General features: G+C 67.7%; 10 protein-coding genes and 1 pseudogene (1 of these 11 cut by a window edge). 7 read left to right on the top strand and 4 right to left on the bottom strand.

Annotated elements, in window-relative coordinates; translation table 11 throughout:
• Nucleotides 1-73: pseudogene (locus tag H7U20_RS12735) on the top strand (putative Na+/H+ antiporter) (it extends 1,194 nt beyond the left edge of the window).
• Between the two features lie 33 nt (nt 74-106).
• On the opposite strand, the gene H7U20_RS12730 reads toward H7U20_RS12735, so the two are convergent.
• The gene (locus H7U20_RS12730; RefSeq protein WP_199759524.1) at nt 107-1,297 is read right to left on the bottom strand and encodes an extracellular catalytic domain type 1 short-chain-length polyhydroxyalkanoate depolymerase; all 1,191 of its coding nucleotides are present in this window, start codon (nt 1,295-1,297) and stop codon (nt 107-109) included.
• Nucleotides 1,298-1,568: 271 nt separating this feature from the next.
• Here H7U20_RS12730 and H7U20_RS12725 point away from each other — a divergent pair, with 271 nt between their 5' ends.
• Nucleotides 1,569-2,024 carry a PRC-barrel domain-containing protein gene (locus H7U20_RS12725; protein WP_233410722.1) on the top strand — a complete coding sequence of 152 codons (456 nt, stop codon included), beginning with the start codon at nt 1,569-1,571 and terminating at the stop codon, nt 2,022-2,024.
• Between the two features lie 134 nt (nt 2,025-2,158).
• On the opposite strand, the gene hrpA is transcribed toward H7U20_RS12725, so the two are convergent.
• Nucleotides 2,159-6,646 (bottom strand): ATP-dependent RNA helicase HrpA, encoded by a 4,488-nt coding sequence (gene hrpA / locus H7U20_RS12720; RefSeq protein ID WP_199759523.1) that lies wholly within the window; start codon nt 6,644-6,646, stop codon nt 2,159-2,161.
• Between the two features lie 56 nt (nt 6,647-6,702).
• On the opposite strand from hrpA, the gene argA reads away from it, so the two are divergent.
• Nucleotides 6,703-8,013, top strand: coding sequence for an amino-acid N-acetyltransferase (argA, locus tag H7U20_RS12715; protein WP_199759522.1), 1,311 nt, complete (start codon nt 6,703-6,705; stop codon nt 8,011-8,013).
• Between the two features lie 36 nt (nt 8,014-8,049).
• Nucleotides 8,050-8,322, top strand: coding sequence for an oxidative damage protection protein (locus H7U20_RS12710; RefSeq protein WP_199759521.1), 273 nt, complete (start codon nt 8,050-8,052; stop codon nt 8,320-8,322).
• A gap of 178 nt (nt 8,323-8,500) precedes the next feature.
• Here the strand turns inward: H7U20_RS12710 and H7U20_RS12705 are convergent, their stop codons facing one another.
• Both H7U20_RS12705 and rpiA read right to left on the bottom strand, forming a co-directional pair.
• Entirely contained in the window at nt 8,501-8,875 is a 375-nt protein-coding gene (locus tag H7U20_RS12705) for a hypothetical protein (protein WP_199759520.1), read from the bottom strand.
• 44 nt (nt 8,876-8,919) lie between these two features.
• Nucleotides 8,920-9,597 carry a ribose-5-phosphate isomerase RpiA gene (gene rpiA / locus H7U20_RS12700; RefSeq protein WP_199759519.1) on the bottom strand — a complete coding sequence of 226 codons (678 nt, stop codon included), beginning with the start codon at nt 9,595-9,597 and terminating at the stop codon, nt 8,920-8,922.
• A 244-nt stretch (nt 9,598-9,841) separates the two neighbouring features.
• Between rpiA and H7U20_RS12695 the strand changes: the two genes are divergently transcribed.
• Genes H7U20_RS12695 through H7U20_RS12685 form a run of 3 tightly spaced genes read left to right on the top strand, consistent with a single transcriptional unit; the run spans nt 9,842 to nt 11,797 of the window.
• A complete protein-coding gene (locus H7U20_RS12695; protein WP_199759518.1) occupies nt 9,842-10,207 on the top strand; it encodes a response regulator in 366 nt (121 codons plus the stop codon).
• A gap of 1 nt (nt 10,208) precedes the next feature.
• On the top strand, nt 10,209-10,835 hold the full coding sequence (locus tag H7U20_RS12690; RefSeq protein ID WP_199759517.1) for a chemotaxis protein CheC: 627 nt from the start codon (nt 10,209-10,211) through the stop codon (nt 10,833-10,835).
• Nucleotides 10,832-11,797: a sensor domain-containing diguanylate cyclase gene (locus tag H7U20_RS12685; protein ID WP_199759516.1), complete on the top strand. Its 966-nt coding sequence runs from the start codon at nt 10,832-10,834 to the stop codon at nt 11,795-11,797. The genes H7U20_RS12690 and H7U20_RS12685 overlap by 4 nt, the downstream gene beginning before the upstream one ends.
• Nucleotides 11,798-12,052: the final 255 nt, after the last annotated feature.

The following is a 12,052-nucleotide window of genomic DNA, read 5'->3' as shown; positions in this document are numbered from 1 at the left end:
GATCGGCGCCATCGGCCTGCTGCTGGGCGCGCTGGCGCCGACCGCCGTGGCGGCGCTGGCCTTCCTGTTGTAACCCTTCCGGCAAGCCGGCGCGGCCCGGCGCGGCCTAGCGCCGGTGCCGCGCGAAAAAGTCCAGCATCATCTTGCTGGCGTCCGGCCCGGCCTTGGCGTTGAACGCCAGGTTGGGGTCGCCACCGCTCCAGGCGTGCTCCAGTCGCGCCACCTGCGCCACGCGCAGTATCAATTTCCTGCCTATGTAAAAATCGTGGATGTCCTGCCGGTTGTGGCTGTTTCCCCGGCCGGCCTTGTGCGTCACCTTGTATTCCGCGCCGGCCCGCATGCGGTTGAGCATCAGACTCTGCCGCGTCAACTGGCTTTGGTTGATGGGCCGCACCACCTGGTCGCCCATGCCCTGGATCAGCAGGGTCGGCATGGCCGGGAACTGCGGTTCGCGCAGCAACACCTCGTGGATCGCCCGCTCCACCCGCATGCCGGCGCCGTGTTGCATCACGCCCAGGGCGCCAATGGGGTTGTGGCCGGCGCCGAACGCCGGCGCCGAGTGCAGGCCGGCCGCCGCGATCAGCTCGGGATGGTTCAGCGCGACGATATAGGCCATGGCGGCGCCCGCCGAAATGCCGCAGATATAAATGCGCCGCCGGTCGATCCGATACTGCTGCGCCACCTTCTCGATGATGCCGACCAGCATACGCACATCGCCGCCGCCCTCCTGGGTCGCCTTGTCATACCATTTCCAGCAGCGCTGGGCCTGCGAGCTGAGCAGTTGCTGCGGATAGACCACGGCATAACCGGCCTTGTCCGCCAGCGCGTTCATGCGCGTGCCCTGGGCGAACTGGGTGGCGCTTTGCTGGCAGCCGTGCAACATCACCAGCAGCGGCATGCCGGCCGAGTCGGCGGCGGGCGCCTCGTGCGGCAGATACAACCAGTAACTCATGCGCTTGCCGCCCAGCGCGCCCGGCTCCGCTCGGCTAGGATAGTGCGAGGCCAGCCACTTGCCGGCCGCGCCAGGCGGCGCGTGGGTGAGCGGCGGCACGGTGGCCGGCGCCGCCCGCGCCTTCAGACCGGCGCCGCGCGGCGGCACGGCCTTGGCTTTGACGATCTTCGGTGTGGCGTTTGCGGCCTTGACGGTCTTGGCTTTGACGCTCTTGCTCTGGTTCTTGGCCGGCTTGGCCGCCGTCGTGAGCAGCTTGCTCACCAGTTTGCCCACGCTGCGCTGCTGCGCCCTGCCCGAGCGCAGCAGGCTGCGCAGCATTTTCGTGCCCAGCGTCGACCTCACCATCGCGGGCCTCCGCCGCCGGCCTTGATTGCTGCGATCGCACATCGCGCATCATGCGTATAAATCTCTAATTCAAAGCGGGTTATTCGTTGAAAAAGCCTCATGGTGACACCTCCGTGTTGCATTGCAGTATAACGACAACATGGGATGCGCTCGGTGCGCTGACGCGCCTATCGTGCGCGCCGGCGCGATTGAGATGGCTCAAACATGCAAGGCGCTCGAATGTCTACTGTGGGTGACACAGCCGATCCATTCCTGGATCAGGACACCCATCTTGGAGGCAACCATGAGCTATCTGGAGCGCGATATTTTTGGCATGTACAGGAAGTACCACAGCGCCGGCCCCGGCCCGCGCCTGATGGGCGCCGACACGCTGATCGGCGAGGACGTCTACAACCTGCAGGACGAGAACGTGGGTGACATCAAGGAAATCATGCTGGACATGCAGACCGGCGAGGTGTCCTACGCCGTGCTGTCCTTCGGCGGCATCCTGGGGCTGGGTGAAAAACTCTTCGCCGTGCCTTGGGAATACCTGTCGATCGATACCGTCAACAAGCGTTTCCTGCTCGACGTCGACAAGGCGCAGCTGAAACAAGCGCCCGGCTTCGCCAAGGACAACTGGCCGGACATGGGCGACGCCGACTGGACCAACGAGGTGCAGACCTTCTTCGGCACGCGCCCGCGCACCAGCGGCCGCAGTCCGAATGCGCCGCAAACGGGACGGCATTGAACGGGCACTGCGCGGGCAGCTAGCGGACACGACTACGAACACTGAGCAGGCACTGAGCGGGCAAGGGGCGACACCGGGCGCCGCGTGAGCGCGGCGCCGCGTTGCGTTGCATTGCGCCGCGTTGCGCCCATACATTAGCGCTGCATCGACTCCCACACCTTTTGCAGGCGCTTGACCGACACCGGCATCGGCGTGCGCAGCTCCTGCGCGTAGAGCGAGACCCGCAGCTCCTCCAACATCCAACGGAACTCGGTCATTTTCGGATCGGTGTTCTTGCCGGCCTGACGGTCCTTGCTGGCGCGCAGATACAGCGTGGCGGCCTGCTGCCACTCGGCCATCAGCTTGGCGTCGCGCGCCGGGTCGGCACGCAGCTTCTCGATGCGCACGTTGATCGCCTTCAGATAGCGCGGGAAGTGCGCCAACTGGCCGTAGTCGTTGTCCGACAAAAAGCGCTTGTTGACCAGGCCCTGCAACTGCGCCTGCATATCGGCCGCCGCCGCCGGAGGCAGACCCTGCAAACGCTTGGGCAGGCCGTGGAACTCGGTCAGCACCTGCGCCAGCAGTCGGGCGATCTCGTTGACCAACAACACCAGGCGCGACTTGCCCTCGTCCTTGCGCTTGTTGAAGCTGGCGGCGTCGATTGGCAACGGGTCTTGCAGGCAGGCGATGTCCAGCGCCTTGTGGATGATCTGGTCGCGCAACTCCTCCTGCGAGCCGAGCGCCATGAACTGCATGCCCATCTGCTGCAGGCCGGGGATGCTCTTCTCGATGTACTTGAGCTGGTCCTTCAACTGCAGCGCGAACAGGCGGCGCAGGCCGACGCGGTGGGTGCGCGCCGCCACGGTCGGGTCGTCGAACACCTCCAGGTCGCAATGCGCGCCCTTGTCGACCAGCGCCGGGAAGCCGATCAAGGTCAACTTGCCCTGGACGATCTCCAGCAGCTCCGGCAACTCGCCGAAGCTCCAACTGTTCAAGCAGGTCAAGGTGATGCCGCTGCTGGCCGTGCCCGCCGCGCCGGCGCTGGCGCAGGCATTGGCGTTGCCGCCGCCGGCACTGGCGCCATTGCCGGCGTTGCCCTGCCCGCCCTTGGCCGCGCCGACAGCGCCACCGGCAACAGCACCGACGCCGCCGGCACCGGCGCCGCCCGTGCCCAGCGCGCGCACGCTGACGCCGCCCTGCGGCGCCGACACCTCGGCCATCTTCTGGAAACTCTCGCGCGCCTGGGTGCCGAACTCGGCCTGCAAGGTGGCCAGGTTGCGGCCCATGTCGAGCTGGCGACCGTGCTCGTCGATCACCTTGAAGTTCATGAAATGGTGCGCCGGCAGGGTCTCCGGTTTGAAGTCGGTGGTCAACACCGAGACCGTGATCTGGCTGCGGATATCGGCGATGATCGCGTCGATCAGGTCGCCCCGGCCGAACACGCCGGCCTCGTGCACGCGCTCGCAGAACTTGGCCGAGTAGTCGGGCAGCGGCACGCAATGGCGCCGCAGCTTTTGCGGCAGCGACTTGAGCAGCAGATGCACCTTCTCCTTCAGCATGCCCGGCACCAGCCACTCGCAGCGCTCGCGCGGCAACTGGTTCAGCGCGTACAGCGGCACCGCCATGGTGACGCCGTCGCGCACGCTGCCCGGCTCGAAGTGGTAGGTCAGCAGCATTTCCAGGCCGGTCACCGACATCATCTTCGGGAACAGCTCGGTGGTCACGCCGGCCGCCTCGTGGCGCATCAACTCGTCGCGCACCAGGAACAACAGCTTGGGCTCCTGCGCGGTGGCGTCCTTGTGCCACTTCTCGAAGCCGGCGCCGTTGACCACGTCGGCCGGCAGCAACTTGTCGTAGAAGGCGGCGATCAGTTCGTCGTCGACCAGCACGTCGATCCGGCGCGACTTGTGCTCCAGGTTCTCGATCTCCTTGATCAGCTTATGGTTGTGGGCGAAGAACGGCGCGCGCGTCTCGTAATCGCCGCCGACCAGGGCGTCGCGGATGAAGATCTCGCGCGCCTCGACCGGGTTGAACAGGCCGTAGTTGATGCGGCGCTGGCTGTACACCACCAGGCCGTACAAGGTGGCGCGCTCGGAGGCGGTGACCTGCGCCGAGCGTTTCTCCCAGCGCGGCTCGCCCCAGGATTTTTTCAGCAGGTGCTCGCCGACCTTCTCCAGCCACTCCGGCTGGATCTGCGCGATGCCGCGCGCGTACAGGCGGGTGGTGTCGACCAGTTCGGCCGCCATGATCCACTTGCCCGGCTTCTTCAGCAGCGAGGAGCCGGGCCAGACGTGGAACTTGATGCCGCGCGCGCCGAGGAAGCCGGCGCCCGGCTCGTCCTCGCCCTTGAAGCCGATATTGCCCAGCAGGCCGGTCAGCAGCGCCAAGTGCAGGTTCTCGTAGGTGGCCGGCGCCTCGTTCAGGCGCCAGCCCTGCTCCTTGACGATGGTCAGCAACTGCGAGTGGACGTCGCGCCATTCGCGCAGGCGCAGTTGCGACAGGAAGTTGGCGCGGCAGTTGTCCTGCAACTGGCGGTTGGTCTTCTTGTGCTCGATGGCGCCCTCGAACCACTTCCAGATTTTCAGATAGCTGAGGAACTCCGACTTCTCGTCGGCGAACTTCTTGTGCGCCTCGTCGGCGGCCTGCTGGTGCTCCATCGGCCGGTCGCGCGGGTCCTGCACCGACAAGGCCGAGGCGATGATCAGCACTTCGCTCAGGCAGACGTTGTCCAGCGCGGCCAGGATCATGCGGCCGACGCGCGGGTCGAGCGGCAGCTTGGCCAGCTTGTTGCCCAGCGCCGTCAGCTGGTTGTACTCGTCGACCGCGCCCAGCTCCTGCAACAGCTGGTAGCCGTCGGCGATGGCGCGCGCCAGCGGCGGTTCGATGAAGGGGAAGGTCTCGACGTCGGTCAGGTGCAGCGACTTCATGCGCAAAATGACAGAGGCCAGCGACGAGCGCAGGATCTCCGGCTCGGTGAACTTCGGCCGCAGCAGATAGTCCTGCTCCTCGTACAAACGGATGCAGACGCCGTCGGCGACGCGGCCGCAACGGCCGGCGCGCTGGTTGGCGGCCGACTGGGCGATCGGCTCGACCTGCAACTGCTCGACCTTGTTGCGGTAGCTGTAGCGCTTGACGCGGGCCAGGCCGGCGTCGACCACGTAGCGGATGCCGGGCACCGTCAGCGAAGTCTCGGCGACGTTGGTGGCCAACACGATGCGGCGCGCGTTGCTGGTCTTGAAGACGCGCTCCTGCTCCTCGGCCGACAGGCGGGCGAACAGCGGCAGGATCTCGACGTGCGGCGGATGGTGCTTGCGCAGCGCCTCGGCGGCGTCGCGGATCTCGCGCTCGCCGGGCAGGAACACCAGCACGTCGCCCGAGCCGATGCGGCACAACTCGTCGACGCCTTCGACCACGGCGTCCATCAGGTCGCGCTTGTCGCGCGCGGCGGCGGCCTTCGGCGCCGGCTTGGCGGCGTCGGCGCCGCCGGCCGGCTGGTCGCGGTCGACCGGGCGGTAGCGCACCTCGACCTGGTACAGCCGGCCGGACACCTCGATCACCGGCGCCGGTTTGTTGTCGGCGGCGGCGAAGTGGCGGGCGAAGCGCTCGGCGTCGATGGTCGCCGAGGTGATGATCACCTTCAGGTCGGGCCGGCGCGGCAGCAGCTGCTTCAGGTAGCCGAGCAGGAAGTCGATGTTCAGGCTGCGTTCGTGCGCCTCGTCGATGATGATGGTGTCGTAGTTCTTCAGCAGCGGGTCGGTCTGCGTCTCGGCCAGCAGGATACCGTCGGTCATCAGCTTGACCGAGGCGCCGCGCGTCAGGGTGTCGGCGAAGCGCACCTTGAAGCCGACCGTCTCGCCGAGCGGCGTGCCGAGTTCCTGGGCGATGCGCTTGGCGGTCGACGAGGCGGCGATACGCCGTGGCTGGGTGTGGCCGATCAGGCCGGCCTGGCCGCGTCCCAGCTCCAGGCAGATCTTCGGCAACTGGGTGGTCTTGCCCGAGCCGGTCTCGCCGCAGACGATGATGACCTGGTTCTTCGTCAGCGCCTCGGCGATCTCCTGGCGCCGGCCGGACACCGGCAGATCCTCGGGGTAGCTGATCTCCGGCAGCGGATTGCGGAAGGTGCGTTCGGCCGCCTTGGCGGCCTGCTCCTCCGGCGTCAGGCGCGGCCGGCGCGGCTCGCGCGCCCCAGCCGGCTGATTCGGCTGGACGTCGGCGCGCGGCGCGCGCGGCGGCTGTGGCTGACCATCGGCGCGCGGTTCACGCGGCGCACGTGGCTGACCGGGTTGACTGTCGAGACGAGGCTCGCGCGGCGCGCGTGGCTGGCCGGGCTGGCCGTCGGCGCGAGGCTCGCGCGATGCGCGCGGCTGGTTCGGCTGGCCTTCGGCGCGCGGCGCGCGTGGCTGGCCGGGCTGGCCGTCGGCGCGGGGCTCGCGCGGCGCGCGCGGCTGGTTCGGCTGGCCCTCGCGGGGGCCGCGCGGCGCCTGTCCTTCCGGGCGCGCGCCCTCGGCGCGCGGACCGCGCGGCGGCCGGTTGCGCTGGTCGGCCGGGCGCGGCTGGCCCGCCGCCACGGGCGCTGCGGGCGCGTTCGGCTGGCGGGAAGGAGACAAAGGTTTGCTGCTAGGCTTGTTGCTGGCTTCTGACATTGTTTTTTACATGTATTTTGGGCGCGGAGGTCGCGCAGCGAATTATAATGCGCTTAATGGAAAATCCTACCCAATTCGTCCAATGGCTGCGCTCCGTCGCGCCCTACATCCACGCCTTCCGTGGCAAGACCTTCGTGGTCGCCTTCCCTGGTGAACTGGTCAGCGCCGGCGCGCTGCAAGTGCTGGCGCACGACCTGTCGCTGCTGCACGCGCTCGACATCAACGTCACCGTCGTCTACGGTTCGCGCCCCCAGGTGGCCGAACAACTGGCGCTGCGCAACGTCGCCGGCCGCTTCCACAACGGCCTGCGCATCACCGACATCGCCGCCATGGAATGCGCCAAGGAAGCGGCCGGCGAGCTGCGCCTCGACATCGAAGCGGCCTTCAGCCAGGGCTTGCCGAACACGCCGATGTCGCACGCGGCGATCCGCATCATTTCCGGCAACTTCATCACCGCCCGCCCGCTCGGCGTGATCGACGGCGTCGACCTGGAGATGACCGGCATCACCCGCAAGGTCGACGCCGAAACCATCCACTCCATCCTCGGCTCGGACGGCCTGGTGCTGCTGTCGCCGCTGGGTTTCTCGCCGACCGGCGAAGCGTTCAACCTGACGATGGAGGATGTCGCCTGCAGCACCGCCATCGCGCTGCACGCCGACAAACTGATCTTCATCACCGAAACGCCGATGATGACCGACGCCGGCGGCACCGAAATCCGCGAACTGTCGTCGCACCAGGCCGAAGCCGTGCTGCAGGCCGGCTTCCTGCCCGACGCCACCGCCTTCTACCTGAAGCACTGCGTCAAGGCCAGCAACAACGGCGTCGAGCGCTCGCACATCGTGCCGTTCGCGATGGACGGCTCGGCCCTGCTGGAACTGTTCACCCACGATGGCGTGGGCACCATGATCAGCCACGAGAACCTGGAAAGCCTGCGCCAGGCCACCATCGAGGACGTCGGCGGCATCATCAAGCTGATCGAACCGCTGGAGGCCGACGGCACCCTGGTCAAGCGCGGCCGCGAACTGATCGAACGCGAGATCGACTACTTCTCCGTCATCGACCACGATGGCGTGATCTTCGGCTGCGCCGCGCTGTACCCCTTCCCCGAGCAGAAGATGGCCGAAATGGCCTGCCTCACCGTCAACCCCGAGGTGCAGGCCCAGGGCGACGGCGAGCGCATCCTCAAGCACATGGAGAACCGCGCCCGCGCCATCGGCATCACCAAACTGTTCGTGCTGACCACCCGCACCTCGCACTGGTTCCAGAAGCGCGGCTTCGTGCCGACCACCGTCGACGCCCTGCCGAAGGACCGCCAGCGCATGTATAACTGGCAGCGCAAGTCCCAGGTTCTGATTAAGTCTTTATAATCATGCCTTTCACATCCCGCATTAGGAGCACCTAAGATGGCCCGCACTATTCATTGCATCAAACTCAACAAGGACGCCGAAGGTCTGGACTTCCCGCCGTATCCGGGCGCGCTGGGCGAGCGGATCTACAAAGAGGTCTCGAAGGAGGCGTGGGCCGCCTGGCTCAAGCACCAGACCATGCTGGTCAACGAGAACCGCCTGAACCTGGCCGACCTGCGCGCGCGCAAATACCTGGCCACGCAGATGGAGAAACACTTCTTCGGCGACGGCGCCGACGCCGCCATGGGCTACGTGCCGCCGGCGGAGTAAGCCGCCGGGCCGGCCGGGAAAACCCAAGGACGTAAGCTGGGGTCGGACCCCTGGGGGTCCGCCCCCGGCTCTTCGCCGGTGGGGTTTGCCGGCCGCACCGGCACCTTTGCAGAGCGCAAAAAAACCAGGGCGCCCCGCCATTCGGCCGGGCGCCCTTGTCGTATGCCGGGAGTTGTTCCTACCGCATCGCGCGACACTGGCGCAGCTCGCAGCGGGCCAGGAAAACCTTGCCGTTGTCGCAAGCCATGCGGTAGACCTCGACCGGGCCGGGCTCGCTCATCAGGCCGGCGCCGGCGCCGCCGCCGCAACCCTGCAGCTTGGCCAGCTTCTCCACCGTGGCCGACGATACGCCGGGGCGGAACGGCACCTTTTCGATCTCGACGCCGCCGCTGAACAACGGCGCCGGCGGCGCCTGGCGCGCCACGGGCACGCGGGCCGCCAGCGGCGCCGGCGCCGGCGCCGGCGCCGCTGGCCCGCCCCAGCCCGCCGGCAGCAGCGAGCAGGCGCCCAGCGCCAGGCAACTGCACAACAACACAACGGCGTCACGTTTCATGGCATCCCCCGCTTGGTGGCGGCCGGCGGCGCCGGCCGTGCCGCTTAGAAGCTCAGCGTGCGCACGCCATCCGGCGTGCCGAGCAGGCAGACGTTGGCGCCGCGCTGGGCGAACAGGCCGACGGCGATGACGCCGACGATCTGGTTGATGCGCTGCTCCAGCGCCACCGGCTCGGCAATCGACAGGCCGGCGACGTCGATGATCATGCCGCCGTTGTCGGTGATGAAGGCGTCGTCCGTGCCCGGCTTGAGGCGCAGCTTGGGCTGGCCGCCCAGCGCGGCCAGTTGGCGGGTGACGGCGGCGCGCGCCATCGGCAGCACTTCGACCGGCAGCGGGAACCGGCCCATGGTCTCGACCAGCTTGGAGCCGTCGGCGATGCAGACGAAGCGCTTCGACACCGAGGCGACGATCTTTTCGCGCGTCAGCGCCGCGCCGCCGCCCTTGATCATCGCGCCGGCGGCGGTGATCTCGTCGGCGCCGTCGATGTAGACGGCGATCTCGCTGACCTCGTTGAGGTCGAACACGCTGATGCCGTGGCCGGCCAGGCGCGCCGCCGTCGCCTCGGACGAGGCCACCGCGCCCTTGATGCGCTGCTTGATCTTGGCCAGCTCGTCGATGAAGAAGTTGGCGGTCGAGCCGGTGCCGACGCCGATGATCTCGCCGTCGACCACGTAGTCGATGGCGGCGCGGGCTACTGCTTGTTTCAATTCGTCTTGGGTCATGGCGATGCTCGGTAAGGGTGGGGAAAGCGGGGCGCGCCGGCGCCGGGCCGGGCGCGCGATGGCGCTATTTTAACGGATCGCCCGCCGGCGCCGCCGCTTTCCAACGAAATTGCACCGTAGCAACACATTGCCGCGCCGGGCGGCCGGCATTGTCGCAGACTGGCACAAGGCTAGCGCTTGCGCCCCAGCGCGCGCCGCGAGTGTGCGAAAATGGAGCGGCCACGAATCGCCCCCGGGAAACGCCATGCCGAGTAAAACCGTACTGATCGTCGACGACAGCCGCGTCTCGCGCATGATGGCGCGCCAATACATCCTGCTCCTGCACAGCGACTGGCGGGTCGAGGAGGCGGCCACCGGCGAGGAGGCGCTCGACCAGGCCGAGGCCGTGGCGCCCGACCTGGTGCTGATGGACGTCAACATGCCCGGCATGGGCGGCATCGCCGCCGCCGAGCTGCTGCGCCGGCGCCGGCCGACGCTGCCGATCTCCCTGCTGACGGCCAACGTGCAGAGCGCCACGCGCGAGCGCGCCCTGGCGCTGGGCATCGGCTTCATGGAAAAACCGATCACCGAGGCACGCATCGCCCAACTGCTGGCGCCGCTGGAGGACTGAGATGTTCACCCTGACCGCACTGGAAAACGACGCCCTGGTCGAGATCTTCAACATCGGCGTCGGCCAGGCCGCCGCCTCGATGAGCGCCATCGTCAACGAGGAGGTGCGCATGTCGGTGCCGTCGATCAGCTTCATGCACCGCGCCGCCGCCGCCGGCCTGCTCGGCGCGCCCGGCGGCAAGCACGAGCGCATCTGCGGCGTCAGCCAACACTACCAGGGCGCCTTCAGCACCGAGGCGATCCTCATGTTTCCCGAGGACAAGAGCCTGGAAATCGTCCGCCTGATGGTCGGCGAAGCCGTGCCGCTGCAGGAGCTGACCGAGATGGAGCAGGAGGCGATGTGCGAGATCGGCAACATCATCCTCAACTCCTGCGTCGGCACCTTGGCCAACCTGTTCCAGCGCGAACTGCAGGGCTCGCTGCCGAGCTACCACGTCGGCACCTGCGACGAGATCCTGACCGCCTCGGGCAGCCCGGCCGACACCGTGGTGCTGATGCTGCACATCGACTTCGTGCTGGAGAAGCACCAGATTCACGGCTACGTCGCCTTCATCCTCGACATCTCCGCGCTGCACGACATGCAAGAGCAGATCGACCTGTACATCGCCCGCGCCATGGGGCAAGCATGAGCGGCGCGACGCCGCCCGCCGGCCTGCTCGACTGCGTGCTGGCGAGCATCAACCTGGGCGCCGTGGTGCTCGACGGCAGCCACCGCGTGGTGCTGTGGAACGACTGGATGGGCCGCCACGCCGGCCGGCCGGCCGACGGCGTGCTGGGCCGCGACTTGTTCGAGCTGTACCCGGCGCTGCGCGGCCAGCGCGTCCACAGCGCCGTCGAGCAGGCGCTGTGCAACGGCTTCCGCTCGCTGCTGTCGCAATCGCTCAACAAGTCGCCCTTCCCGCTGTACGCCGACGCGGCGGCGGCGGCGCGCGGCGAGCGCCTGCAGCAAGCGGTCGAGGTGACGCCGCTGACCGTGGCCGACGCCGGGCGCCACTGCCTGATCCAGATCAGCGACGTCAGCATCGCCGTCGCCCGCGAGCGCCTGCTGCGCGAACAGGCCATGGTGCTGCGCTCGCAGACCTTCGCCGACGGCCTGACCGGCATCGCCAACCGGCGCCACTTCGACGTGACCATGGAGAAGGAACAGCGCCGCGCCAAACGCGGCGGCAGCGCCCTGTCGCTGCTGATGATCGACATCGACAACTTCAAGTCCTACAACGACCACTACGGCCACCAGCAGGGCGACCTGTGCCTGATCCAGGTGGCCGCCGCGCTGGCCGCCGTGCTCAAGCGGCCGTGCGACCTGATGGCGCGCTACGGCGGCGAGGAGTTCGCCATGATCCTGCCCGACACCGACGCCGCCCAGGCCATGCTGATGGCCGAGAGCATCCGCCAGCGCACCATCGAGCTGGCCATCGCCCATGTGCCGGGCATGCACAAGGAGCCCTGCATCACGGTCAGCATCGGCATCGCCACCCAGCGTCCCGGTGCCGCGCTCGACGCCGCCGCGCTGATCGGCGCCGCCGACCGCGCCCTCTACCTGGCCAAGCGCAGCGGCCGCAACCGCGTCGAGTCGCAACCGCCGGTGTAGCCACCGTCGTAGCCGCCGTCGCAGCCAGCGTTGTAGCCAAACCACGCCGGGCGCCGCCGGCCCTCCTCAGCGTTGTATTTTCGCCATTCCCGGCGCGCCGCCGCCGCGCCGCGCGGGCTCGTCCGCAGAGTGACAAATCGAGAGAATTGGGCGACCTCCCGAGTCAACAATTCAATTCATGCAAGAAATATTCAATAGACATTCGACAATAAAAGTTCTATCTTTTCGTAACCACTTACATAAAAGGGGTTATAA

Source organism: Rugamonas violacea, from assembly GCF_016461825.1.
Classification (GTDB): Bacteria; Pseudomonadota; Gammaproteobacteria; order Burkholderiales; family Burkholderiaceae_D; genus Rugamonas.
Note: the sequence above shows the minus strand (reverse complement) of the source record. Positions and strands in the feature narration are given on the sequence as shown.